The following is a 24,125-nucleotide window of genomic DNA, read 5'->3' on the forward strand; positions in this document are numbered from 1 at the left end:
CATGTCGTCCGCCACCGATTTCGACCCGAAACCGCGCCGCTCCTCCGTTGCCGTCGATGTCGGCGGCGTGATCGTCGGCGGCGGTGCCCCCGTCGTCGTGCAGTCCATGACCAATACCGACACGGCCGATGTCGATTCGACCGTCGCCCAGGTCGCTGCCCTCTACAAAGCCGGCTCCGAGCTCGTTCGCATCACCGTCGATCGCGATGAAAGCGCTGCCGCCGTGCCGAAGATCCGCGAGCGGCTGCTGCGTCTCGGCATGGACGTGCCGCTGATCGGCGATTTCCATTATATCGGCCACAAGCTGCTCGCCGATCATCCGGCCTGCGCCGAGGCGCTGGCGAAATACCGCATCAATCCCGGCAATGTCGGCTTCAAGGACAAGAAGGACAAGCAGTTCGCCGAGATCATCGAGATGGCGATCCGCTACGACAAGCCGGTGCGCATCGGCGTCAACTGGGGTTCGCTCGATCAGGATTTGCTGACCGCGCTGATGGACAAGAATGCGGCCGAAGGTTCGCCGCTGTCGGCCCGGCAGGTGACGCGTGAGACGATCGTGCAGTCGGCGCTGATCTCGGCCGATCTTGCCGAGGAAATCGGCCTGCCGCGCAACCGCATCATCCTGTCGGCCAAGGTCAGCCAGGTGCAGGATCTGATAGCCGTCTACTCCATGCTGTCGGAGCGCTCCGACCATGCGCTTCACCTTGGTCTCACTGAGGCCGGCATGGGCTCGAAGGGCATCGTCGCCTCTTCCGCCGCCATGGGCTATGTGCTGCAGCACGGTATCGGCGACACGATCCGCGTTTCCTTGACCCCGGAGCCGAATGGCGACCGCACCCGCGAGGTGCAGGTGGCGCAGGAATTGCTGCAGGTCATGGGCTTCCGTCAGTTCATCCCTGTCGTCGCGGCTTGTCCCGGCTGCGGCCGTACGACGTCGACGGTCTTCCAGGAACTCGCGCAGAACATCCAGAACGACATCCGCAAGAACATGCCGGTCTGGCGCGAGAAGTATCCTGGTGTCGAGGCACTGAACGTTGCCGTCATGGGCTGCATCGTCAACGGTCCGGGCGAAAGCAAGCATGCCGATATCGGCATTTCGCTGCCCGGCACCGGCGAAACGCCGGCCGCACCTGTCTTCATCGATGGCCAGAAGGCGATGACGCTGCGCGGCCCGAACATCGCCTCCGACTTCGAGGCGCTGGTGACCGACTACATCGAGAAGCGGTTCGGCCAGAAGAACGTCGCGGCGGAGTGACCCGCCGCCAGGGAGACCGGGGTTATATATTGCTCGTCAGCAGCTTGATGCCGGCGAAGCAATAGAAGCCGGCCATGACGCCCTCGATCCAGCGGCGCGCATTGCGATAGATTTTCAGCGCATGCGAGGTCGAAAACAGGATCGCATAGCCCATGAACGCCAGAAAGCCGGTCACGCCGCAGACGCCGATGATCAGCAGCGCGACCGAACCTGGTGCGCCCTGCGGCATGCCGAGCGCGATGATGGCGAGCCAGGCGAAGATGGCCTTCGGGTTGGTAACGTGGATGCCGTAGCCGCGCAGGATCAGCGATTTGAAGCTGGGCGTTTTCGGGCCTTCGGTGGCGGTCGGAAGCTCTCCGCTCGCTCGCACGGCGCGGAATGCCTTGTAGGCGAGGTAGAGCAGATAGAGGCCGCCGAAGATCTTCAGAACCTCCAGCGCCATCGCATAGGTCTGCAGCAGCGTGGCGAGACCCGCCGCGGCGGCAATCGCCCAAGTTAGCGAGCCACCGAAGATGCCGAGCGCCAGGGTCATGCCGGCCTTGCGGCCATGGGTCATCGATGTGCCGATGATGGCCATGATGGCGGGGCCGGGACTGATGACGGCAATGATATAAGCGATGTAGGCCGGCAGGATGTGCGGCAGATAGGCAAGCGTTTCGCGCATGGAGACTATTCCCGAAGCGTTGGCCGGCGCGAAGAATTCCACGTCTACAGGTCAACACGGTGCCGGAATGTGTCATAGAATGCAGCGGAAATCACCCGGCGATGCCATGGATTCTTGTGATGGTGACATTCCTCAGCTGAATGGGTAGCCGTAGCGGAATGGATGGCAGATGCCCATCGCTATTCTCGTCGGAAGGTCATTCGTCCGCCGTCGGGCAAGACCGTGTGGAAGTCTTCGGAATCAGCTCTTGCGGTTCGCAACGAAGCGGGCGGTTTCCGTTAGGACATCCGCCTTGTCGCCATAGCCGGACAGCAGGTCGGCGGCGTCGTTCACCAGCTTTGCGAGCGTCGTTTCGGCCCATTCCCGGCCGTGCAGGGCGACAAGCGTTCCCTTGCCGCGGGCGGCATCCTTGCCGGTCGCCTTGCCCATGGTGGCGGCGTCGGCCGTCAGGTCGAGCAGGTCGTCGGCAAGCTGGAAGGCAAGGCCGATCTTTTCACCGAAGGTCCGAAGGCGCTTGCGGTCTTCGGTCGAAGCTCCAGCGATGATAGCGCCGGCCTCACAGGCAAAACGGATCAGTGCGCCCGTCTTCATCGCCTGCAGCGTCGTTATGCCGTTTTCGTCGGGCGTTTCTTTCTCCGCGGCGAGATCAAGCGCCTGGCCGCCAGCCATGCCGCCGATGCCGGCCGCGCGTGACAGCGCCAGCACGAGCGCCATTTTCCGGTCCGCCGGCAGCTCCGTTTCGGGTGCTGCGATAATGTCGAAGGCGTAGGTCAGGAGGCTATCGCCCGCCAGGATCGCGGTGGCGTAGTCGAAGGCGATATGCACCGTCGGCTGGCCGCGGCGCAGGTCGTCGTCGTCCATGGCAGGCAGGTCGTCATGGACGAGGGAATAGCAGTGCACGCATTCGAGTGCCGCGCCGACCCTGAGCGCCGCTTCTGCATTGCCGCCGAGAAGCGCCGCAGATTCCATGACGAGGAAGGGTCGTAGCCGCTTGCCTCCGTTCAGGACGCCATGACGCATCGCGCTCAGGAGCCTGTCGGGGCGGACGATCTCGTCATTGAGGCCGGTATCGGCCAGCAGCCGCGTCAGCAGTGCCTCGGTCTTGCCGGCATTGACCCTGAGCCGCTGTTCGAATGAGGTATCGGTGCTGTCCATGGCCGCTGTTTGGCATGAGAGGCGGTTGCTGGCAACGAGAATTGTCAACAGCCGGGTGGGGAATTGCGTCGCACTCTGGTCATCGCTTTGTGTAGACGATATGACGAGTGCAGCATCAGAGCGTTTCCCGGATATATGAAGGCCTACCGGGATGGAGCGACCGTGGACGTCAGGCATTTGGACATATCGACGGACAATGAGGAGGAGGAAGCCGAGGTGCCGCGACGCTCCTCCCTGCTGGCGCGCTTCAGGGACCGGCCGTTCTGGCAGCGCATCGTCCTCGTCCTGATCGCCCTCTTGCTGCTGCCTTACTTCTTCATCATCGCCTATGTGCTGCCGTTCATCCATCCCGTTTCCACCCTGATGATAGGCGATGCCGTCACCTTTCAGGGATATGACCGTCGCTGGGTTCCGCTGGATAAAATCGCGCCGGTGCTGGTGAAATCCGTCATGGTCTCGGAGGACGGGCAGTTCTGCTTTCACGGTGGTGTCGATTGGGGCGAGATGCGGGTTCTCGTCGAGGAGACGCTGAGCGGCAAATCCACCCGCGGCGGCAGCACCATCCCGATGCAGACCGTCAAGAACCTGTTTTTATGGAACAGCCGCTCCTTCGTGCGCAAGACACTGGAACTGCCGCTTGCGGTTTCCGCCTCGGCCGTCTGGTCGAAGCGTCGGATGATGGAGATCTATCTCAATATCGCCGAATGGGGACCGGGCATCTACGGCATCGAGGCGGCGGCACGCCACCATTTCAAGGTGCCGGCCTCCAAGCTCACGGCACGTCAGGCAGCCCTTCTTGCCGTATCGCTTCCCAATCCGATCGATCGGGTGGCAAGCAAGCCGGGACGGGGCCTCAGCCAGCTCGCCTCGTTGATCCAGCGCCGCGCGCGCAATGCCGACGCATATATCAAATGCCTTTATGATTGAGATCAGAACTTGTCGTTCGATCGGCTTGGCGTCATCTGGCATTGTTGACCATGACGTAAGGGCGGGTGATCTACCAATGACGATCGGATAGCCGGCTTCCCGTGCGTTCGAGGACATGAACCATTTCGAGAACTCTTCCCCTTCGAGTTCCGACGCTAAAAAGGAACAAGATCGTGAGCAAGCTGACCCTCTATATCGGCAACAAGAATTATTCCTCCTGGTCGTTCCGGCCGTGGATCGCGCTCGAAGGCTGCGGCATAGCTTTCGAGGAAATGCTGATCCCTTTCGATTTTCCGGCGGGCAATCCAAACATTCGCGAGGTTTCGCCGACGGGCAAGGTGCCGATGCTGGTGCATGACGGCTTCAAGGTCTGGGAGTCGCTTGCCATCATCGAATATGTGGCCGAGCTTTTCCCCGATGCCGGTCTTATGCCCAGGGATCGGCAGGCCCGCGCACTGGCGCGATCCTACAGCATGGAGATGCTTTCGGGCTTCAGTGCCTTGCGCAATGCCTGCCCGATGGACATGCGTCGCCCGGTAAGCCGCCTCGACCTGCCGGAAGGGGTGATGGAAGACGTGGCGCGCATCGAAGCCATCTGGCGCGAGGCTCGTTCCCGCTCCGGCGGCCCCTTCCTGTTCGGAGCATTCTCCGGAGCCGATGCCATGTTCGCTCCGGTCGTCAGCCGCCTGGAACGGTACGATATTGCCGTCTCCGCTGATACGGGGGACTATATGGCTGTCATGAAAGCTCTGCCTGCCTGGAAGAAATGGGAAGAAGCGGCGCTGAAGGAAACATGGATCGTGCCGCAGGACGAGGCTTGACCGCCAGATTCGCCCCCGAATATTCGAGAATCCGGCGCGACCGGCAAAAAATGCGGGAAGGGACTGGTCAAAGCCCGGCAAGCCATGTATAAGCCCGCCCAATTTCCGAAATTGATGCATGTCTGTTTCGGCCGCCTTGCTGGCCGTGGATATGTTTCGTCCGTACATGGAGTAACGAGAATGGCTGTACCGAAGAGAAAAACGAGCCCGTCCAAGCGCGGTATGCGCCGCTCTGCTGACGCCCTGAAGGCTCCGACCTACGTCGAAGACAAGAACTCCGGCGAACTGCGTCGTCCGCACCACATCGACCTGAAGACCGGCATGTATCGCGGCCGTCAGGTTCTGACGCCGAAGGAAAGCGCATAATCTAGCGCTGCCTTGTTGGCATGAATGAGAAGGCTGGCGCTTCGCCGGCCTTTTTCTGTTTGGATCGGGGCGTGTTGGTGGGACGAAGCGACCGCTCTTGTGCCATACGGCTGATACCCCCTCTGTCCCTTTCGGGACATCTCCCCCACAAGGGGGGAGATTGTTGGGAATATGTCGCCCCGCTTCGGCAAGCAAACTGATTTAGTTTCTGCAGTTGCGATTGTCGCTTGAGGCGAGAAAGTGCCGCGCGTTACCAATCTCCCCCCTTGTGGGGGAGATGTCACGTCAGTGACAGAGGGGGGTGAAAATTCTCCAAGAATTCATGAGCGCATTGCCTTGCATCAAAGGCTATCCAGCTTGTTCTGCATGGCGCGGAGCTGTTCCTTCAGCTCGTCGATGTCCTTGGCTTCGGCCTTGCGGCTTTCCTTGGCCGGCGGCTGCATGAAGGGGGAGAACATCTGCATGGCCTGCTGGAACATCTCGGTGTTGCGGCGGACCTGTTCCTCGACCATCTGCATGGGCAACTGCAGGTTCTTGCCGAGAGGCGTTTCGCCGAAAGCGCGATTGATCTGCTCGCGCATCTGGGTCTGCTGCTCCGTGAAGGCGCGCATCGAATGCTCGAGGAAGCTCGGCACGACCATCTGCATCTGGTCGCCATAATAGCCGATCAACTGCCGCAGGAAGGATATCGGCAGCAGCGTGTTGCCGGTCTTCGATTCCTGTTCGAAAATGATCTGTGTCAGGACCGAATGCGTAATGTCTTCACCGCTCTTGGCGTCCTGGACGATGAATTCCTCGCCCTTCTTCACCATCTCCGCCAGATCGTCCAGCGTCACATAGGTGCTGGTGCCGGTATTGTACAGGCGGCGATTGGCATACTTCTTGATTACGATCTGGCCCTCATTCTTTGCCATTATCAGTCTCCTGGCCCCGTCTGATTGTATGGAATATTCCTCCACTCCGGAGTGTAGACGCAAAAGAAGCTTGGTGACAATCGGTTTGTGCGATGCGGCAAGGCCTTTCCTTTGATTGGATTTTTTGAAGGCGGTGACAGCTTCGTGAAATCTGCACGATGAAAATTCTTGCTGTTTGACTCAGAAGCAAAGCTTTGACAGTTTCGCCTCATATACGTGTCCATTCTGTGAGGAGGCTTCCATGAGCAGTTCATCCATCGTCGTCGCCAGCGCTGCCCGCACCGCGGTCGGTTCGTTCAACGGCGCTTTCGCGACCGTTCCGGCGCATGAACTCGGCGCGGCTGCGATCAAGGGTGCGCTGGAGCGCGCCGGTGTCGATGCCAAGGAAGTCGACGAAGTGATTCTCGGCCAGGTGCTTCAGGCCGGCGAAGGGCAGAACCCGGCCCGCCAGGCTGCGATGAAGGCCGGCATTCCGCAGGAAGCGACCGCCTGGGGCGTGAACCAGCTTTGCGGCTCTGGCCTGCGCGCCGTCGCACTTGGCCTGCAGCAGATCGCGACGGGTGACGCCAAGATCATCGTCGCCGGCGGCCAGGAATCCATGTCGATGGCGCCGCATGCTGCCAATCTTCGCTCGGGCACCAAGATGGGCGACATGAAAATGATCGACACCATGATCAAGGATGGCCTGACGGACGCCTTCTATGGCTATCACATGGGCATTACGGCGGAAAATATCGCCCGCCAATGGCAGCTTTCCCGCGAGGAGCAGGATCAGTTTGCCGTTTCCTCGCAGAACAAGGCCGAAGCCGCCCAGAAGGCTGGCCGCTTCAGGGACGAGATCATTCCCTTCACCATTCAGACGCGCAAGGGCGACATCATCGTCGATGCCGACGAATATATCCGCCACGGCGCGACGATCGATGCCATGACGAAGCTGCGCCCGGCCTTCGACAAGGAAGGCACGGTTACGGCCGGCAACGCTTCCGGCCTCAACGACGGTGCCGCCGCTGCCGTGCTGATGACCGAAACGGAAGCCTCGCGCCGCGGTATCCAGCCGCTGGCCCGCATCGTCTCCTGGGCAACGGCCGGCGTCGACCCGCAGATCATGGGGACCGGACCGATCCCGGCCTCCTGCAAGGCATTGGAGAAGGCCGGCTGGTCCGTCAACGACCTCGATCTTGTCGAGGCCAATGAGGCGTTTGCCGCCCAGGCGTGCGCCGTCAACAAGGACCTCGGCTGGGATACGTCGATCGTCAACGTCAATGGCGGCGCGATCGCGATCGGCCACCCGATCGGCGCCTCGGGCGCCCGCGTCCTCAATACGCTGCTGTTCGAAATGAAGCGCCGCGGTGCCCGCAAGGGGCTTGCCACGCTGTGCATCGGCGGCGGCATGGGTGTCGCCATGTGCTTCGAGGCGCTCTAGAGCCGGATGATTTTAGGTCTGTTCGACCTAAAATCTGAATCCGCTTTAGAATCAAAGAAGCAGAGCATGATGTCGTCCGAAACCGCTCACATTTTTCGGCATCATGCTCTAAGCGTCTTGAACGAAATTTCCGGAAGAAGTGGTGAAAACGGAGCGGGCGACCCGGCATTCGGGCGTCCAGCCTCCGCAGCAACAAAGGGGAGTGGCACATGAGCAGAGTGGCATTGGTAACCGGGGGTACGCGCGGCATCGGGGCTGCCATTTCGATGGCGCTGCACAATGCGGGCTATAAGGTGGCGGCGACCTATGCCGGCAACGACGAAAAGGCCCGCGCTTTCCACGATGTGACGGGTATTTCGGTGCACAAGTGGGACGTGACCGATTATGAGGCGTGCGGCAAAGGCATCGCCAAGGTCGAGCACGATCTCGGCCACGTCGACGTCCTGGTCAACAATGCCGGCATCACCCGCGACGCCATGTTCCACAAGATGACGCCGCAGCAGTGGCACGAGGTCATCAACACCAACTTGACCGGCTTGTTCAACATGACACATCAGGTCTGGCAGGGCATGCGCGACCGCAGCTTCGGCCGCGTCATCAACATCTCCTCGATCAACGGCCAGAAGGGGCAGATGGGGCAGGCGAACTATTCCGCCGCCAAGGCCGGTGATCTCGGCTTCACCAAGGCACTGGCCCAGGAAGGTGCTGCCAAGAACATCACGGTCAATGCGATTTGCCCGGGCTATATCGGTACGGAGATGGTGCTGGCGGTGCCGGAAAAGGTGCTGAACGAGCGCATCATCCCGCAGATTCCCGTTGGACGTCTCGGTGAGCCAGAGGAAATCGCCCGCATCGCGGTCTTCCTCGCCAGCGACGATGCCGGCTTCATCACGGGATCGACGATCACAGCCAATGGCGGCCAGTTCTTCGTCTAAGCGATTCCAGCGAAAGCGCAGGGCAGTGTTCCCGCCCGAAGCTATGCAAAGGCAATGAGATGGAGCGGTTCGGAGCTTTTTCGGAAGGCTGAACCGCTTCAGGCCGTTTTAAGGGCGGATAGGAATTCCCAGGCCCAGGCCCGCAATCATCCCTGGTTTGAATTTGCCTGCTGTCGCTGCCGTGGCTTGAATTCGAGGACGACGGCTTCAAGGGCTACCTGCCGCTTTTCCTTGCCGCGTGCTCTTGCCGCGCTGGCGAGCGCGTAGAAAGTCGTGCCGATGAGCACGAGTGCTGCAATGCTTGCGATGATTGCGGCCATGATGCCGTTCCTTTCTCAAAACACTGCTACCTTCCCGCGGCCGATGGCGCGGGAAAGAGATTTTCCTGAAGGAACTGTCGTTCCGTGAGTTTGTTTCAAGAACGGGTCCTGACCGCCCATCAAAAACGATCGGTCAGGTGATGCCGGCTTTAGCGGCAGCGAGCTTCATAACGGCGACCATAGCGGTCGCGGTAGATGCAATAGCCGCGACGATCTTCCGAACGTCCGATGAGGTTGCCGACCACGCCGCCAGCGACTGCGCCGACAGCAGCGCCACCCCAGCTATGCGTGGCTACGCCGCCGATCAGCGCGCCTGTACCGGCGCCGATGGCCGTGCCTTTTTCCGTTGACGTGCACGATGCCAATGCGCCGAGGAGGGCGATCGCGACGATGATCTTCTTCATGGTGTTAGCTCCCTAGTGTTGCGAGGTTTTGACAATAACCTGCGGATCAGATCCGCCCCATCAATAACAGAATGAGGACAATGACGAGAACAAGCCCGAGACCACCCGATGGGCCATACCCCCATGCCCGGCTGTAACCCCAGCTGGGTAGTGCGCCGATCAGCAGCAGAATCAGTATCACAAGCAATACCGTACCAAGCATGATGTGTCTCCTCCATGTCCATCGCTTGAATATCCCGCCGATATCGCTTTCCGATCCGGCGTTATCCTTCCAGCGCTCCAGCTCAAATCTGCTTCCAGGGAATGGGCTGAGTTCCTCAATTCTGTTCATAGAAACTTGCGTGCTCGATAATTGTTCCGGCTAAGAAATAAAAATGCGAGTGCGCAGTGGCCCGGATTTTCAGGGAAACGTTAATGCGATGACATCGTGTGACGGTTGCGGGAACGACGGGAGACCTGCTCGTATGGTTAAAATATGATTAAAATACAATGGGTTGTGGTGAACGAAACGGGAAAGGCCTGATGTCTGTGATTCGTCGGCGATTCGTTCTCTATTTGGACTTGGGTTAACGGCGAGGCTCCTCAGGCGCGCCGTCAGCGGCGCCGGAAGGGCGAAGCAGAACCACAGGCGGATCGCGTAGATGGTGTTTTCGTCGGCCGATCGGTTAATTTGCGGCAGGCCTGCGGGCGGCTCGTTCATTCATGGCAGTGCTATTTCGCGATCCTGTTCCGACGAAATACAACATGTAGCCGTGAACAAATACGATACCTGCCCCTATCCGCGATTCGTCACCGATTCGTTCCGGGTTTGATCGATGTGTTAATGGCTGCACCTTTTGCGTGTATTTGTCGATTCATTATAGCTGCGCTCGCTAAAAGATTAATCACAATCGCAGATTCGACCGGAATCCGGCTCTCAACCATTCAGAGTCCGGTGTGTCCTTGCTGCGGAAACGCTAGATGTTGTGGAGAACAAAAACGGAATCGCTTGGAATCTGCGATTCGTCGCCGATTCGTTCCGGCTTTGGCCTGGATGTTAACGCCGTCGGCTGATTCATGGGAAACTTCATTATTTACAGATCATTAACCATGATACGACGCGAAATTTCGCTGGCTGAGGATTCTCCGCTTGACTCCTTTTGCCTTGGAAAAGCTGCGCAAACAGGATTCAGCATTTGGTGGGAATCTTTTCATTGAAATCCATATGTAGTCGTGAACAAATAAGGAACCCGACGGAGTCAGCGATTCGTCTCCGATTCGTTCTCAAGCTGTTCCGGAATCGCCGGGACTCGCATGGGGTGCAGCCAAAATGTAGCTTGTGGTTGAAGCGATCAAATATGAAATCGATTGTTGCTTTATCTGTTTTTTCATTCGGGTCTTGCCTTTGTCACATATGGTCGTCATCTGTTCGTTTCCTCCAAGAGGAACATGCTGATCGGAAGACGGTAGTTTCTCGCCTATGCACGGACCTATGACTCAGACTTCGCAGCCCATGATCCTGAGCGGACGCGGCGTGACCGCGGTGCTCGGACCGACCAATACCGGCAAAACCCATTATGCCATCGAGCGCATGGTGGCACACGGCAGCGGCGTGATCGGCCTGCCGTTGCGGCTGCTTGCCCGCGAGGTCTATACGCGCGTCGTCGAAAAGGTCGGGGCGCACAATGTCGCGCTCGTGACCGGCGAGGAAAAGATATCGCCGCCCAATGCGCGTTATTCGGTCTGCACCGTCGAGGCCATGCCGCGCGAGACACGCGCCTCCTTCGTCGCCATCGACGAGGTGCAGCTTGCCGGCGATCTTGAGCGGGGTCATATCTTCACCGACCGTATCCTGCATCTGCGCGGGCGCGATGAAACCCTGCTGCTTGGCGCGGGTACCATGCGGCCGATCCTCGAGCAGCTTCTGCCTGGTATTACCGTTCTGGAGCGGCCGCGGCTTTCCCATCTTTTCTATGCTGGGCAGAAAAAGATCACCCGGCTGCCGCAGCGCACCGCGATCGTCGCTTTTTCCGCCGACGAGGTTTACGGGATCGCGGAGCTTATCCGCCGTCAGCGCGGCGGCGCGGCCGTCGTTCTCGGAGCGCTCAGCCCGCGCACCCGCAATGCGCAGGTCGCGCTCTACCAGGCCGGCGATGTTGAATATCTGGTTGCCACCGATGCGATCGGCATGGGCCTCAATCTCGATGTCGATCACGTCGCCTTCGCCCAGGATCGCAAGTTCGACGGCTATCAGTTCCGCAATCTTAATCCGGCCGAGCTCGGCCAGATCGCCGGTCGCGCCGGCCGCCATCTCAAGGACGGCACGTTCGGCGTGACAGGGCAGGTGGATCCCTTCGACGACGAACTCGTGCGCCGGATCGAGGGACACGAATTCGACATGGTCAAGGTGCTGCAATGGCGCACCAAGGATCTGGATTTTGCTTCGATTGCGGCGTTGCGTGCAAGTTTGGAAGACGCGCCTCGCGTGCAGGGCTTGACGCGGGCGCTGCCTGCGGTAGACCAGCAGGCGTTGGAATATCTGTCACGCGATCTGGAGATAGTCGATCTTGCCAGCAACCCGGCTCGGGTTGAGAAATTATGGGAGGCCTGTGCGCTTCCAGACTATCGGCGCATTACGCCTGCCCAGCACGCCGATCTCATTGCCGCCCTCTTTTCCGACCTTGTGCGCTATGGCACGGTGAAGGAGGAATTTCTTGCCGAACAGGTGCATCGCGCCGATCGGACGGATGGCGAGATCGACACGCTTTCGGCGCGAATCGCGCAGATAAGGACTTGGACCTATGTGTCGAACCGGCCCGGCTGGCTTGCCGATCCGACACACTGGCAAGAAAAGACGCGGGAAATCGAAGATCGATTGTCCGACGCGTTACATGAGAGGTTGACGAAACGCTTTGTTGATCGCAGGACATCTGTGCTCATGAAGCGCCTGAGAGAGAATGCGATGCTGGAAGCTGAAATCAGTGTGAATGGAGATGTCTTCGTTGAGGGACATCATGTGGGACAGTTGACCGGATTCCGGTTCACGCCTATCGCAGGGACCGAAGGCCCGGATGCCAAGGCTGTCCAGACGGCCTCGCAGAAGGCGCTGGCGCTGGAATTCGAGGCACGTGCCGCACGCATGCATGCGGCCGGCAACGGCGATCTCGCGATCAGCGCCGATGGCCTGGTGCGTTGGCTCGGCGATCCCGTGGCGCGGCTTTCGGGCAGCGATCACGTCATGCGTCCGCGCGTCATCCTGCTCGCCGACGAGCAGCTGACGGGCAATGCGCGCGATCATGTCGCGGCGCGTATCGAGCGCTTTGTGAACCACCACATCAGCACGATCCTGAAGCCGCTGGACGATCTGCAGCGCGCTGAGGATCTGCAGGGCCTTGCCAAGGGGCTGGCCTTCCAGCTGGTGGAAAACCTCGGCGTTCTGTTCCGCCGCGACGTCACGGAAGAAGTGAAGTCGCTGGATCAGGATGGGCGCGCCTCCATGCGCCGCTACGGCGTTCGCTTCGGCGCCTACCATATTTTCGTGCCCGCGCTTCTGAAGCCGGCTCCGGCCGAACTCATCACGCTGCTCTGGGCGCTGAAGAATGATGGTCTCGACAAGCCGGGCTATGGCGATCTGATCCCGGTTCTTGCTGCCGGCCGCACCTCGGTCGTCACCGATCCGGGCTATGAGCGCACGTTCTACAAGCTTGCGGGCTTCCGGTTCCTCGGCAAGCGCGCGGTGCGTATCGATATTCTGGAGCGCCTGGCGGACCTCATTCGTCCGCTGCTGCAGTGGAAGCCCGGCCAGGCTTCGCGCCCCGACGGCGCCTATGACGGCCGTCGCTTCACGACGACGACTGCGATGCTCTCCATCCTCGGCGCGACGCTTGAGGACATGGAAGAAATCCTCAAGGGCCTCGGTTATCGCGCCGATGCGGTGAAGGCGGAGGAGGCCACGGCCTTCCTCGCTCAGCAGGATGCGGCCGCAGCACCAGCGGCACCGGCAGCTGACGCCGTTGCCGAAAAAGCCGATCATGACGATGCCGATGGTTCGAGCGACGAGCCGGCTAAGGAAACGGAAGCCGTTGCGCAGGAAGCAGCTCCGGCTGCGGATGTCTCGGCTGAATCGGTTGCCGTGGCGACTGAGGTTGCCGAGGCTACCGAAGCTGGAGCCGTTGTCGCGGAAGCGGCTGAGCCCAAGCCGGTTCTGCTTTGGCGTCTGGGTGGTCGAAGCGACCATCAGCAGCGCCAGGGCGGTCGTGGCCATGGTGATCGTCGCGGCCAGCAGGGCGAAGGCCGTGGTCAGCACGGCAATCGCCGTGGCGGTGGCGAGCAGGCAGCCGGCGAAGGCAATCGCGAGGGTGGTCGTGATCGTCGCGATGGGCGCGACAATCGTGAAGCTCGCGGCGGCGACAACAAGGGTCCGCGCGGCAATCGCGAAGGTGGCCGTCCCCAGCATCAGGGCAATCGCGGCGAACGGGGTGATCGTCAGGAGCGCGGTGAGCGGAACGATCGCAACAATCGCGGCGCGTCGCAGCCGTTGCGTTTCGAAGCCAAGCCGCCGCGCAAGGAAAAGCCGATCGATCCGGATTCTCCTTTCGCAAAGCTTGCTGCCCTCAAGGAGCAGATGAAGAAATAGGTCATGACGGACGAGAAACAGCCATTTTCCGGTTCGCGCCAGCGTATCGACAAATGGCTGTTCTTTGCCCGCATGGTGAAATCCCGCTCGCTGGCGCAGCTCTATGTGCAGAACGGCAGCGTCAGGGTGAATGGCGAGCGGGTGGCCCAGCCGAGCTTCGGCGTCAAGGCTGGCGACCGCATCGAGTTGTCGCTCGAGCGGCGCGACGTCATTCTGATCGTGCGCGCACCCGGCGATCGCAGGGGGCCATTCGAGGAAGCCAAGCTGCTTTACGAAGATCTGACGCCGCCCCCGGATGAGACAAAACGTCTCACCCCGTTCGAGCAGGCGTTGCGAGCGCCGGGCAGCGGCAGACCCACGAAACGGGATCGGCGCGCAATCGACCGCCTCACCTCCGACGACGATTAGAAAACTCTGCCTGTCGCGGGCGGTTTTCAAGATTGTTTGTCCTTGAAATTGGCTGACAAAGTCGATACCTCACGATCAACCTGCCGGTAACCCGCCGGACGGCGCGTTTGTGCGTGACGCATTCGTCTGCCCGTTCGGCTCCGTGGAAAGGTGCGACGTTCCAGGTTGCGCATCCGCGGGAACTAGAGACATTCCTGGAGTGCTTCATGACATATGTCGTGACCGACAATTGCATCCGCTGCAAATACACCGACTGCGTGGAAGTCTGCCCCGTCGACTGCTTCTACGAAGGCGAGAACTTCCTCGTCATCCATCCCGACGAATGCATCGATTGCGGTGTCTGCGAGCCGGAATGTCCTGCCGAGGCGATCAAGCCCGATACGGAGCCGGGTCTCGACAAGTGGCTGAAGGTCAATGCGGAATACGCCGCCATCTGGCCGAACATCACGGTCAAGCGCGACCCGATGCCGGAAGCCAAGGAAATGGACGGCGAACAGGGTAAATTCGAGAAATATTTCTCGACCAATCCCGGTGCGGGCGACTGATCGAAGGTCGTGACAGGCCGTCGATAAAGGTGTAGTCGATATCGCAGAAAGCGAATCATTGCCGTTGGGCCGCTGGTCGGTCAACGTGGCCATTTTGGCGCGCGTGCAGCAAATTATTGATTTCCTCAGATTTTTGTGATAGGTTCCTCACACTGATCCACTGCGGCATTTCGCATGCCCAAAACCATCACGAAAGCAAATCACCAATCCGTACGCGGTTTCCTTGACATATCAACGTATTGTGTTGTCGGGTCCCGGATCGCGATGGATGGGTTTCTGTTTGCATAAGTCTGGCTGGACCAGGATGAAGTGACCCGACGGTACGTCCGTCTCATCCGGGCCTGACTGACCCGGCACCCCGGCCCTAACGGGGCGCGTAACAGGGAGTTTTTGAAAAGAATGACGACCCAGCAGAAAAAACCTTCAGCAGCACGCCACGGCTTCAAGACTGGTGAAGCGATCGTTTATCCGGCCCATGGTGTCGGCACGATCACTGCGATCGAAGAACAAGAAGTCGCAGGCATGAAGCTCGAGCTGTTCGTAATCGACTTCGAGAAAGACAAGATGCGTCTGAAGGTGCCGGTGGCCAAGGCCATGAGTATCGGCATGCGCAAGCTTTCCGAGACGGATTTCGTCGAGCGTGCATTGAAGGTCGTGCAGGGCAAGGCCCGCGTGAAGCGCACCATGTGGTCGCGCCGCGCGCAGGAATACGATGCCAAGATCAATTCCGGCGATCTGATCTCGATCGCGGAGGTCGTTCGCGATCTCTATCGCGCCGAGAACCAGCCGGAGCAATCCTATTCCGAACGCCAGCTTTACGAAGCTGCTCTTGATCGCATGGCGCGCGAAATTGCCGCCGTCAACAAGATGTCGGAAACCGAAGCCGTTCGCCTTGTCGAGACCAATCTGAACAAAGGCCCGAAGCGCGGCAAAGTCGTCGACGACGACGACTCGCAGGACGAAGCCGCATAAGGCCAAGACGCCACCATTGCTTCAAAAAACCCGGCCTTCGTGCCGGGTTTTTTCTTTGGAACCTTTTCCGTTCTGCCGCGTTTAAGCCTCGTGTTGGCGGTCGGTGTGGGTGCGCTCCTGTGGAGAAGGGGTTCCATACAGACCGTATTATAGACATTCACGAGGACCGGCCTATGCGTTTTCACTCGAAGCTCCCCGGCGATCTGAAGATGCTTCAATCGCCAGACCCGTTCGATGAGATCGAACTAGACTAGTCATCGATCATCCGGTCAGCCGGATATCGGTTTCCAATTCGCAATTTCATTCATTGATTTCCATCCGAACAGCGATGTTCGGAAACGATGCTTGCTGCCCTTTTCGTCGACCGCGGCATAGAGACGATTTGAGGCCGAACCCAGGAGATGCATATGACGAATATGTCTGCAGATCGGCGCATGATCAAAGTTGCGATGGCTGCTCCCTATCTCGATCGCGATGAAGAACACGATCTCGCCATTCGCTGGAAGGACCACGAGGATCGTGGTGCCCGCAATCAGATCGCAACCGCCCATATGCGCCTCGTCATTTCCATGGCGGGGAAATTTCGTAATTTCGGATTGCCGATGAGCGATCTGGTGCAGGAAGGTTATGTCGGCCTGTTGGAGGCCGCTGCCCGTTTCGAACCGGAACGTGAGGTTCGCTTCTCCACCTATGCAAGCTGGTGGATACGCGCTTCGATCCAGGACTATATCCTGCGCAACTGGTCGATCGTACGCGGCGGCACGAGTTCCGCCCAGAAGGCGCTGTTCTTCAATTTGCGCCGCTTGCGCGCCAAGCTTGCCCGCAGCAATTCCAGCGTCACCGTCCAGTCCATCCACGAGGAAATCGCCGTCACGCTCGGCGTCAGCCTCGCCGACGTGCAGACGATGGATGCGCGCCTTTCCAGTAGCGATACCTCGCTGCAGGCGCCTTCGATAGCCGGTGATTCCGAAAGCGCCGAACGCATCGATTTTCTGATCAGCGACGAGCCTCTTCCCGACGAGCAGGTCTCCGACATGATCGATGGCGAACGCCGTCGCATCTGGCTGGCATCGGCGCTGAAGCATCTCAACGAGCGCGAAATGAAGATCATCCGGGCGCGTCGCCTTGTCGAGGATGGCGCAACGCTGGAAGAGCTTGGCGCCGATCTCGGCATTTCCAAGGAGCGCGTGCGGCAGATCGAAAGCCGCGCCATGGACAAGCTCCGCAACGCGCTTGTCGATGCAGACCCGCGCATGGCAAGCTACGCCTGAGGCAGATCTTCTCCCGGCTGGGAGAAGAGCCGATCTATTCCGAGATAATTTTGACCCTGTCGCCCGGTGCAATCGTTGCCCCGGTTGGTAGGGCATTGATCAGTTTGAACAGGTCGAGCTTGCGATCGGTGCCCATCATGCGGGCAGCGAGCGTGGTGATGGTGTCGCCAGACTTGACGGTGACGACACGCACGCGCAGCGGCTTCAGCGAAGCCGCCTCTTCCGGCGTCATATGCCGGAAGCTCGCGCGCAGGACATTGGCGGTCTGATCGAGCTGGGCGATATTTCCTTTCGGCACTGCCGTCAGGAAACGGAAGATCTGCGTGCGATCGCGAATGACGGTGACATCGAAATCCCAGCGATCGGCGGAGGCGCGTGCTGTCGCAGCGGGCATGCCATTGACGGTGATCGACTGGATCGAATTGGGATCGAGGCCCGTGACCCAGCCGCTGGAAATATAGTTCGTCAGATTCTGGTTCTGGGTATCGGCAACACCGTCGAAACGGATGGCGATATCTCCGGGGCCAGTCGCCATGACGGCTTCGACCTTGTTGTCGATCCGGAAGTCGGGCGGCACGTCGAAGCGGATACCCAGGCCGCCATGCAGGAAGGTCTGGCCACGCACATAGCCTTCCTCGGGGCTGTCGCCATAGAGCAGGCCATCGATGCCGTTCAGATAATAATCGCGGCCGATGTCGCCGACCTTGCCTTCCTCACCGAATTCGCGGGCATGCGCCTTGGCAAGATCGATGCGCTGCGGCGTGCTCGGATGGCTCGAAAGGAAGTCCAGGCTCTGGTCGGCATCGGAATTGGCCGACATGAAGCGGCTGTAGTCTTCCATGGCGTTCAGGAAGCGGGCGGCAGCATAAGGATCGTAGCCGGCCTGGCCGAGCGTGCGGATGCCGATCTCGTCGGCCTGGAGCTCCTGCTGGCGCGAGAAGGCGGCGAGACGCAGCTTGCCGCGCGCGAGCGCCTGCTTGCCGGCGAGATCGCTCGACAGGACTTCCGAAACGACGCGGCTGGCGATGACTTCGGCTTCCTCGCGTTTCTGCCGCTCGATGCCGTGATTGGCGGTGACGTGCGCCATCTCGTGCGACAGCACGGCGGCGACTTCAGAAGCGTCGTTGGCGAGCGCCAAGAGACCGCGCGTCACATAGAGATAGCCGCCCGGCAGCGCGAAGGCGTTGATCGAGGGCGAATTGAGAATGGTGATGCGGTAGGACTGCTGCGGATTTTCCGAGACGCTGGTGAGCGCGCCGGCGATGCGGGCGACGAGCCGCTCGGTCTTGGCATCCTTATATTCGCCGCCGTAGCTCGCAAGGATGCGTGGATGCTCGCGAGCGCCCATCTGCGCGCGGGGATCGTTCTTCTGGACTTCGGAGACGATCTGCGGATTGGCGGAGGGGGAAACGCTCGGCTGATAGGATTGGTCCAGCACCGTCTGGCAGCTGTTCAATATCAATGCGGCCGCAAGGAAGGGGACAAAGCGGCGCAAACGGGCTGCGACGGTCGCACTGATCCTTCGTTCTGCTCGCTTGCTCTGCTTCAGGACCTGTATCCTACTCATTTCGCTGTCATGCCGGCTCGGCGTCAAATCCGGTTGATCGTTACCGGGCCGATCATCGTCGCGCGCCGACAAAGGTTACTTCCGCCCCCATCGATCCGCATTTACCCGGACGGTCTCCACCCCTTGCTGTAGCCGATTTTGGCACCGGTTGCATAGCGAGACTCCGTTTAAATGTGGCGGCGTTGTATTTTAGCAAGCATTCCCCAGGACTTTCAGCCGCTTGCCGCGACGAAATTAAGGCAAAACCGGCGGCAAGATGCTGCGGTGCAATCAATGCTGCAGAAATGTGGTCAATGCCGGAATGCCGTTCGTTTCCAGGAAAGTCTTGATGGGAGCGGCGAGCCTGATCGTGCCGCCATCGATGAAGACGGCGTGGTCGGCAAGGCGCCGCACTTCGGCCGGATCATGCGAGACGATCAGCACCGTGTTGCCGGTTTCGCGGTGCAGGGTTTTCAGGAGTTCGACCATGCCGGAGCGCAGGCCGGGATCGAGGGCGGCGAAGGGTTCGTCGAGCAAAAGGATCGGCTTGTCGCGTACCAGCGCCCGTGCGAAGGCGGCGCGCTGCCGTTCGCCGCCGGAGAGCGTGCCCGGCTTGCGCGCCTCGAAGTCAGGCAGTCCGACGCGCGCCAGGGCTTTCGAGACCCTTTGCCGATCCTGCGCCGAGAGCCTCAGCGATGGGCTGATGCCGAGACCGACATTGGTGAAGAGGTCGAGATGGGCAAAGAGGTTGTTGTCCTGGAAGACGAGCGACACGGGCCGTTCGGCGGGGTGCAGGCCGGTTACGTCTTGTCCGGCAAGCAGAATGTGGCCCCGATCCGGCGGTTCGAAGCCGGCTAGCAAATTGAGGAAGGTCGATTTTCCTGATCCTGACGGTCCGGCGACGGCGATGATCTTGCCTTGTGGCAAGGTGCAGTCGAAGTGAAAATCATGGGTGCCGAGGCGCAACTCGACACCGGCCATGGCGATGCCCTGTTCCCTGATGTCATTGCCGTCAGTCATGTCGCCTGCTTTCGTCATCGCGTGCGCCCTGGCCGGCCGTGCCGGCAATGGTCAGGAGAAGACATACCAGGCCAAGGATCAAGGCGTATCCATCGGCATCATTGGTGCGGTAGCTGCCGAGCTTGCTATAGACCAGCCAGGGCAGGGTCATCAGGCTGTCCGAGCCGAAGAGGGCCACGGCGCCGAGATCGCCGAGCGACAGGGCCATGGCGAAGGAGAGTGCCGTAAAGAGCGGCTTGCGCAAGCCGGGCCAATCGATGAGGCGAAGGCGGGAAATGCCGTGCAGGCCGAGGCTTGCCGCCAGCCGCTCGGTGCGGCTGACATGGACCGCATAGGCCGGCTCGATGACGCGGATAACGAAGGGCAGCGCCATCAGCGCGTTGATGATAACGATCAGAATGGCGGCGAAGCGGCTCGGATCGCCCAATGGCCGGAGCGCCAGGAACCAGCCGGTTGCCAGCACGATCGGCGGGACCAGCAGGATGAGCGAGGCGCTTCCGCTCAGTGCGAGTGCGAAGCCACGCAGGCCGATGGTCTTGCGGCGGTCTGCCGATATCGCTGATCGGGCGCGAATGATCGCAAAGGATATCAGGACGGCCAGAAGCCCGGCGGCGAGCGCGATCGCCAGGCTGGTGACAACCGCCTGCAGGAAGATCGGCTGGCCAGCGAGCTTGAAGAGATTTGCCTCAAGGCCGGTGACGACGACCGAAGCGAGCGGCAGGCCGAGAAAGAGCGTGGCGAGCGATAGGAGAAGGGCGTCAACCGCTCTGGCTGCCGGCGCCTGCCCATCGATGCGTCGCAGGGCGCGACCGCTGGTCAACCCATGATCGTCGGGGGCGCGAAACAGCGTCATGGCGCCGAGGACGAGGAGCGTGACGACGATTTGCAGCAGCGACAACATGACGGCACGGCCCGGATCGAAATCGAAGCGCAGCGCCTGATAGATCGCCACTTCCAGCGTCGTCGCAGCCGGACCGCCGCCAAGGATCAGGACCAGTGTGAAGCTGGTGGCGCAGAGCATGAAGATCAGGCCAGCAATACCGGGAATGAGGCCGCGCAGGACCGGCCATTCGACGAAGCGAAAGACCGAGGCGGGCCGCATGCCTAGCCCACCGGCCACGAGCCAGTATTCCGCCGGCACGCGCTCCAGCCCGGCAAGCATAAGCCGGCAGGCGAGCGGCATGTTGAAGAAGACATGCGCAAGCAGGATGCCGGTAAGACCGTAGATGCTGACGGGCTGCAACAGGCCGAGGGTGGCGAGTGCCTGATTGAGCAGCCCCTGCCGGCCCCATATGCCGAGCAGGCCAAGCGCGCCAATCAGCACGGGCAGGCCCATCGGCACGGCCATCAGCCGGATCAGCCACAATCGGCCGGGAAAGCGCGGCTGGCGCGCCAGTGCGCGCGCGACCGGAATGGCGAGCACAACGGAAAGCAGCGTCGAGAGCACTGCCTGCAGCAGCGTGAAGCGCAGGACGCGCAGCAAGTAGGGATCTGTCAGGGGATTGGTGCCGCCGGATTCGATGCCGGCGGCGAGCAGAACGAGCACAGCGATCCCCACGAAGAGCGCGATGCCGGCGAGGCTGAATGCCCCGCCGGAAATGGCGCGTCTTCGCTCTGGTGCCGTGAGTATCGTCAAGGCATCAGTTGCCGCTGGTGGCGGCCAGCCATTCGTCGATCCAGGCCTTGCGGTTCTTATCGACGTCGGCGGGGCTCATCAGGAAGGTCTTCGAGGGCACCACGAGCTTGCTGAAGGCGTCCGGCAGCGGCTCCGAAGTCGCCGAGGCCGGCATCATCCAGTTGCTTGTCGGGATGATATCCTGGAAGCCGGGCGAGATCATGAACTTCAGGAAGTCGCGCGCAAGCTCCTTGTTCGGCGAGGACTTGATGAGGCCGGCGACCTCGATCTGGATGTAATGCCCTTCCGAGAAAGCGGCCGCCTGATAGCGGTCGGTCTTGTCCTCGATCATGTGATAGGCAGGCGATGTCGTATAGGAAAGGACCATCGGCGCTTCGCCCTTGGTGAAGAGGTCATAGGCTTCCGACCAGCCGGGGGTGACGGTCAGGATGCGGCCCTTGAGCTTTGCCCAGGCATCGGCGGCCTTGTCACCATAGATCGACTTGACCCAGAGCAGCAGGCCGAGGCCGGGCGTCGAGGTGCGCGGGTCTTCGATAACGATCTTCTGGGCGGGGTCGCCTTCGACGAGATCCTTCATGCTTTTCGGCGGGTTCTTGACCGTCTGGCTGTCGTAGATCACGGCGAAATGGCCGTAATCGTAAGGCACGAAGACATCGTCCTTGAAGTTGCCGGGAACCTTGAGGGTCGAGGTATCGACGCCGCTGGTGTCGAACAGGCCGGTATCCTTGGCTTCATCGACGAGATTGGTATCGAGGCCGAGAACCACATCGGCCTTGGTGCCCGTCCCTTCCAGCTTCAGGCGCGAGAGAAGTGCGACGCCATCGGTGACGGCGACGTAGTTGACCGTGCAGCCGCAGGTCTTCTCGAAGGCGGCCTTGACCTTGGCGCCCGGACCCCAGTCGGCGGTGAAGCTTTCATAGGTGTAGATGGTGAGCGTCTTGTCGGCTGCAGCGGCAGGCTGCGCGACGAAGAACGTCGTTCCGGCGGCAAGGGCCAGGCCGGCGAAGAATGACAATAGCGAACGGTGTTGCATGACAGCGCCTCCTTTTTTGGTTTCGTCTTGAAGGGGAAAAGGGCGCTATGATTTCGTCACGCGTCTAATCCCTCCGCCGGTGTTAGCCGGATCAGGTTCCGCGGGTTGGCCGGTGAAAGCCTCTCAGCCAGATGTTCAAAAGAACACAGGGCACCCCGTTAGAGCGTCGGCAGATTTAGCCTTGTGACGAAGGGATGACAAGGGAAATGATTCCCTTGTCGATTGCAGGCGGAGGGAGGTTACTCGGCCGCATGCGCGGCCGCTGTCGTGCTGTTGTCGAATTTCTTCGCGGCACCCGGAAGCTGCACGTTCCTCAGCGTCAGCGCGGTCAAAAGGCCAAGCAGGCAGATGCCGGCGGCCGTCATGAACAGCGGGCTGAAGGCGCTCGCATAGGCATTGGCGACCGCTTCGCGGGTGGCGTCGGGCAAGGCTGCCATCATCTTCGGCGTCAGCTGCTCGATATCGGATACGCCTGATATGGAGATTCCGACATTGCCGAGCTTGGCGGCGATGATGGCGCCGTAGACGGAAATGGCGATCGAGGCGCCGCCCATGCGCGAAAGCGTGACGGCGCCGGTTGCTGCACCGACGTCACGGGCAGCTGCTGCGTTCTGTACCCCGATAACAGGCACCTGCTGCGCAAGACCGATGCCGATGCCATGCAGCAGCATCAGGCCGCCGATGACGACGATGGGCGTGCCGGCTGGCAGGAAGGCAAGCGCGCCGAATGCGATGGCGCTGCAGGCAGCACTTGCGACGGCGAAGGGCTTGTAGCGGCCCCTCGCGGCGATCAGCCGGCCGGCGGAGAGCGAACCGCAGACGATGCCGCCGGTCAGGAGAATGAACAGCAGCCCGGCCATCGAGGGCGAAAGGCCCGTCGTCGTCTGCAGGAAGAGCGCGAAATAATTCACCATGCCGATGGCAACGGCACCGCTGGTGATCGAGATGATCAGCAGAAGGCCGAATGTCGGATTGCGAAACAGCGTCATCGGCACGATGGGCTCTGGTGCGCGGCGCTCGATGAAAACCCAGGCGATGGCACAGATCACGCCGAAAGCGATGATGCCGAGGCATTGCGGCGACAGCAGCGATCCGAAAAGCTCCGTACCGTCGGCGGCAAGCACGATGCTCGTCGTCGTCAGCGCAAGAACGATCGCGCCGGCATAGTCGATCTTCGGGCGTCGGGCCGGTTTGCGATAGGGAAGCATGGTGGCAAGGCCGGCCAGTACGATAAAGCCGATCGGCACATTGACGAGGAAGATCGAGCGCCAGCCGAAGAGATCGCTCATCGTGCCGCCGAGAACGGGGCCGATGGCGCCGGAAGCCATGAGCACGAGGCTCGAATAGCTCTGGTAGCGGGCGCGTTCGCGCGGTTCGAAGAGGTCGGCGTTGACGGCGAAGATCGACACGAGGATGCCGCCGCCGCCGAGGCCCTGAAGGACGCGGGCGGCGATCAGCGTATCCATCGAGACGGCAAGGCCGCAGACGGCGGAGCCGATCGTGAAGATGGCGATCGCCGTCATCATCACATATTTGCGGCCGAAGAGATCGCCGAGCTTGCCGTAGACGGGCATGACGGCGGAGAGCGAGAGAAGATAGGCCGAGCCGATCCAGCCGAAGCGCTCCAGATGCCCGAACTCGCCGACGATCGTCGGCAGTGCCGTCGAGACGATCTGGTTGTCGAGCGTTGCCATGAACATGGCGGTCATCAGAAACAGGAAGAGGATAAGCCGCCGCTTATGATCCGCCACGAGCGGCGTGAAGGTTGTCTGCATGTCCATGGGGCAGGAAATCCGAGCTTGGCCGAAACGCTGCGCGGTCGATCGAATGCGCGGGACGCCCCGGTTTTCATAGTTGAGATATATGTGCCAATAGCATATAATTGTCAATGACAG

The 24,125-nt window shown here is 60.7% G+C and carries 22 protein-coding genes and 1 riboswitch; of the genes, 11 read left to right on the top strand and 11 right to left on the bottom strand.

Annotation, left to right across the window (positions count from 1 at the left end):
* Position 1: 1 nt before the first annotated feature.
* On the top strand, positions 2-1,255 hold the full coding sequence (gene ispG / locus GA0061103_RS31385; RefSeq protein ID WP_075853470.1) for a flavodoxin-dependent (E)-4-hydroxy-3-methylbut-2-enyl-diphosphate synthase: 1,254 nt from the start codon (positions 2-4) through the stop codon (positions 1,253-1,255).
* Between the two features lie 22 nt (positions 1,256-1,277).
* On the opposite strand, the gene GA0061103_RS31390 is transcribed toward ispG, so the two are convergent.
* On the bottom strand, positions 1,278-1,919 hold the full coding sequence (locus GA0061103_RS31390) for a LysE family translocator (protein WP_092718970.1): 642 nt from the start codon (positions 1,917-1,919) through the stop codon (positions 1,278-1,280).
* 240 nt (positions 1,920-2,159) lie between these two features.
* Entirely contained in the window at positions 2,160-3,074 is a 915-nt protein-coding gene (locus GA0061103_RS31395; RefSeq protein ID WP_092718975.1) for a polyprenyl synthetase family protein, read from the bottom strand.
* 177 nt (positions 3,075-3,251) lie between these two features.
* Between GA0061103_RS31395 and mtgA the strand changes: the two genes are divergently transcribed.
* The 3 genes from mtgA to rpmF all read left to right on the top strand — a co-directional run bounded on the left by mtgA (position 3,252) and on the right by rpmF (position 5,188).
* Entirely contained in the window at positions 3,252-4,001 is a 750-nt protein-coding gene (gene mtgA / locus GA0061103_RS31400) for a monofunctional biosynthetic peptidoglycan transglycosylase (protein ID WP_425349572.1), read from the top strand.
* Positions 4,002-4,174: 173 nt separating this feature from the next.
* Positions 4,175-4,822: a glutathione S-transferase family protein gene (locus GA0061103_RS31405; protein ID WP_092718981.1), complete on the top strand. Its 648-nt coding sequence runs from the start codon at positions 4,175-4,177 to the stop codon at positions 4,820-4,822.
* A gap of 180 nt (positions 4,823-5,002) precedes the next feature.
* Positions 5,003-5,188, top strand: coding sequence for a 50S ribosomal protein L32 (gene rpmF, locus GA0061103_RS31410; protein WP_003543812.1), 186 nt, complete (start codon positions 5,003-5,005; stop codon positions 5,186-5,188).
* A 341-nt stretch (positions 5,189-5,529) separates the two neighbouring features.
* On the opposite strand, the gene phaR is transcribed toward rpmF, so the two are convergent.
* Positions 5,530-6,102 (bottom strand): polyhydroxyalkanoate synthesis repressor PhaR, encoded by a 573-nt coding sequence (gene phaR / locus GA0061103_RS31415; protein ID WP_092718986.1) that lies wholly within the window; start codon positions 6,100-6,102, stop codon positions 5,530-5,532.
* Between the two features lie 241 nt (positions 6,103-6,343).
* On the opposite strand from phaR, the gene GA0061103_RS31420 reads away from it, so the two are divergent.
* Positions 6,344-7,525 (top strand): acetyl-CoA C-acetyltransferase, encoded by a 1,182-nt coding sequence (locus tag GA0061103_RS31420; RefSeq protein WP_092718991.1) that lies wholly within the window; start codon positions 6,344-6,346, stop codon positions 7,523-7,525.
* Positions 7,526-7,734: 209 nt separating this feature from the next.
* Positions 7,735-8,460: a beta-ketoacyl-ACP reductase gene (gene phbB / locus GA0061103_RS31425; RefSeq protein WP_092718996.1), complete on the top strand. Its 726-nt coding sequence runs from the start codon at positions 7,735-7,737 to the stop codon at positions 8,458-8,460.
* Positions 8,461-8,606: 146 nt separating this feature from the next.
* On the opposite strand, the gene GA0061103_RS35175 is transcribed toward phbB, so the two are convergent.
* From GA0061103_RS35175 to GA0061103_RS31435, 3 genes are all read right to left on the bottom strand, one after another.
* Positions 8,607-8,780 (bottom strand): hypothetical protein, encoded by a 174-nt coding sequence (locus tag GA0061103_RS35175; RefSeq protein WP_167376676.1) that lies wholly within the window; start codon positions 8,778-8,780, stop codon positions 8,607-8,609.
* Between the two features lie 149 nt (positions 8,781-8,929).
* Positions 8,930-9,184, bottom strand: coding sequence for a YMGG-like glycine zipper-containing protein (locus GA0061103_RS31430; RefSeq protein ID WP_092718999.1), 255 nt, complete (start codon positions 9,182-9,184; stop codon positions 8,930-8,932).
* Between the two features lie 46 nt (positions 9,185-9,230).
* Entirely contained in the window at positions 9,231-9,386 is a 156-nt protein-coding gene (locus GA0061103_RS31435) for a DUF3309 family protein (RefSeq protein WP_075853478.1), read from the bottom strand.
* A gap of 1,269 nt (positions 9,387-10,655) precedes the next feature.
* Here GA0061103_RS31435 and GA0061103_RS31440 point away from each other — a divergent pair.
* From GA0061103_RS31440 to GA0061103_RS31460, 5 genes are all read left to right on the top strand, one after another.
* A complete protein-coding gene (locus GA0061103_RS31440) occupies positions 10,656-13,799 on the top strand; it encodes a helicase-related protein (RefSeq protein WP_092719003.1) in 3,144 nt (1,047 codons plus the stop codon).
* Between the two features lie 3 nt (positions 13,800-13,802).
* Positions 13,803-14,207 (top strand): RNA-binding S4 domain-containing protein, encoded by a 405-nt coding sequence (locus GA0061103_RS31445; protein ID WP_092719009.1) that lies wholly within the window; start codon positions 13,803-13,805, stop codon positions 14,205-14,207.
* Between the two features lie 206 nt (positions 14,208-14,413).
* Positions 14,414-14,752 (top strand): ferredoxin FdxA, encoded by a 339-nt coding sequence (fdxA, locus tag GA0061103_RS31450; RefSeq protein ID WP_092719014.1) that lies wholly within the window; start codon positions 14,414-14,416, stop codon positions 14,750-14,752.
* Between the two features lie 399 nt (positions 14,753-15,151).
* The gene (locus GA0061103_RS31455; RefSeq protein ID WP_069611538.1) at positions 15,152-15,724 is read left to right on the top strand and encodes a CarD family transcriptional regulator; all 573 of its coding nucleotides are present in this window, start codon (positions 15,152-15,154) and stop codon (positions 15,722-15,724) included.
* Between the two features lie 407 nt (positions 15,725-16,131).
* Positions 16,132-16,995 (top strand): RNA polymerase factor sigma-32, encoded by an 864-nt coding sequence (locus tag GA0061103_RS31460; RefSeq protein ID WP_092719018.1) that lies wholly within the window; start codon positions 16,132-16,134, stop codon positions 16,993-16,995.
* Positions 16,996-17,029: 34 nt separating this feature from the next.
* On the opposite strand, the gene GA0061103_RS31465 is transcribed toward GA0061103_RS31460, so the two are convergent.
* The 5 genes from GA0061103_RS31465 to GA0061103_RS31485 all read right to left on the bottom strand — a co-directional run bounded on the left by GA0061103_RS31465 (position 17,030) and on the right by GA0061103_RS31485 (position 24,011).
* Positions 17,030-18,562, bottom strand: a complete 1,533-nt coding sequence (locus GA0061103_RS31465) for a M48 family metalloprotease (protein ID WP_245304934.1) — start codon at positions 18,560-18,562, stop codon at positions 17,030-17,032.
* A 270-nt stretch (positions 18,563-18,832) separates the two neighbouring features.
* On the bottom strand, positions 18,833-19,561 hold the full coding sequence (locus tag GA0061103_RS31470; RefSeq protein WP_092719022.1) for a thiamine ABC transporter ATP-binding protein: 729 nt from the start codon (positions 19,559-19,561) through the stop codon (positions 18,833-18,835).
* On the bottom strand, positions 19,554-21,191 hold the full coding sequence (thiP, locus tag GA0061103_RS31475) for a thiamine/thiamine pyrophosphate ABC transporter permease ThiP (protein ID WP_092719292.1): 1,638 nt from the start codon (positions 21,189-21,191) through the stop codon (positions 19,554-19,556). The genes GA0061103_RS31470 and thiP overlap by 8 nt, the downstream gene beginning before the upstream one ends.
* A 10-nt stretch (positions 21,192-21,201) precedes the next feature.
* Positions 21,202-22,230 (bottom strand): thiamine ABC transporter substrate binding subunit, encoded by a 1,029-nt coding sequence (gene thiB, locus GA0061103_RS31480; RefSeq protein WP_092719026.1) that lies wholly within the window; start codon positions 22,228-22,230, stop codon positions 21,202-21,204.
* 51 nt (positions 22,231-22,281) lie between these two features.
* Positions 22,282-22,398: riboswitch (TPP riboswitch) on the bottom strand.
* A 71-nt stretch (positions 22,399-22,469) separates the two neighbouring features.
* Complete coding sequence (locus GA0061103_RS31485; protein ID WP_092719029.1) at positions 22,470-24,011, bottom strand: MDR family MFS transporter; 1,542 nt, start codon at positions 24,009-24,011, stop codon at positions 22,470-22,472.
* Positions 24,012-24,125 lie beyond the last annotated feature (114 nt).

The sequence above is a fragment of the Martinezella multihospitum genome (assembly GCF_900094585.1).
Classification (GTDB): domain Bacteria; phylum Pseudomonadota; class Alphaproteobacteria; order Rhizobiales; family Rhizobiaceae; genus Rhizobium; species Rhizobium multihospitium.

Bases quoted from the DNA above. Each gene is read 5' to 3' on its own strand.
- GA0061103_RS31460 (WP_092719018.1), top strand. From the start codon at position 16,132: ATGACGAATATGTCTGCAGATCGGCGCATGATCAAAGTTGCGATGGCT.
- ispG (WP_075853470.1), top strand. From the start codon at position 2: ATGTCGTCCGCCACCGATTTCGACCCGAAACCGCGCCGCTCCTCCGTT.
- GA0061103_RS31445 (WP_092719009.1), top strand. From the start codon at position 13,803: ATGACGGACGAGAAACAGCCATTTTCCGGTTCGCGCCAGCGTATCGAC.
- GA0061103_RS31430 (WP_092718999.1), bottom strand. From the start codon at position 9,184: ATGAAGAAGATCATCGTCGCGATCGCCCTCCTCGGCGCATTGGCATCG.
- thiB (WP_092719026.1), bottom strand. From the start codon at position 22,230: ATGCAACACCGTTCGCTATTGTCATTCTTCGCCGGCCTGGCCCTTGCC.
- GA0061103_RS31455 (WP_069611538.1), top strand. From the start codon at position 15,152: ATGACGACCCAGCAGAAAAAACCTTCAGCAGCACGCCACGGCTTCAAG.
- GA0061103_RS31420 (WP_092718991.1), top strand. From the start codon at position 6,344: ATGAGCAGTTCATCCATCGTCGTCGCCAGCGCTGCCCGCACCGCGGTC.
- phaR (WP_092718986.1), bottom strand. From the start codon at position 6,102: ATGGCAAAGAATGAGGGCCAGATCGTAATCAAGAAGTATGCCAATCGC.
- GA0061103_RS31435 (WP_075853478.1), bottom strand. From the start codon at position 9,386: ATGCTTGGTACGGTATTGCTTGTGATACTGATTCTGCTGCTGATCGGC.
- fdxA (WP_092719014.1), top strand. From the start codon at position 14,414: ATGACATATGTCGTGACCGACAATTGCATCCGCTGCAAATACACCGAC.
- GA0061103_RS31485 (WP_092719029.1), bottom strand. From the start codon at position 24,011: ATGGACATGCAGACAACCTTCACGCCGCTCGTGGCGGATCATAAGCGG.
- GA0061103_RS31470 (WP_092719022.1), bottom strand. From the start codon at position 19,561: ATGACTGACGGCAATGACATCAGGGAACAGGGCATCGCCATGGCCGGT.
- GA0061103_RS35175 (WP_167376676.1), bottom strand. From the start codon at position 8,780: ATGGCCGCAATCATCGCAAGCATTGCAGCACTCGTGCTCATCGGCACG.
- rpmF (WP_003543812.1), top strand. From the start codon at position 5,003: ATGGCTGTACCGAAGAGAAAAACGAGCCCGTCCAAGCGCGGTATGCGC.
- GA0061103_RS31390 (WP_092718970.1), bottom strand. From the start codon at position 1,919: ATGCGCGAAACGCTTGCCTATCTGCCGCACATCCTGCCGGCCTACATC.
- GA0061103_RS31440 (WP_092719003.1), top strand. From the start codon at position 10,656: ATGACTCAGACTTCGCAGCCCATGATCCTGAGCGGACGCGGCGTGACC.
- GA0061103_RS31395 (WP_092718975.1), bottom strand. From the start codon at position 3,074: ATGGACAGCACCGATACCTCATTCGAACAGCGGCTCAGGGTCAATGCC.
- GA0061103_RS31465 (WP_245304934.1), bottom strand. From the start codon at position 18,562: ATGAGTAGGATACAGGTCCTGAAGCAGAGCAAGCGAGCAGAACGAAGG.
- phbB (WP_092718996.1), top strand. From the start codon at position 7,735: ATGAGCAGAGTGGCATTGGTAACCGGGGGTACGCGCGGCATCGGGGCT.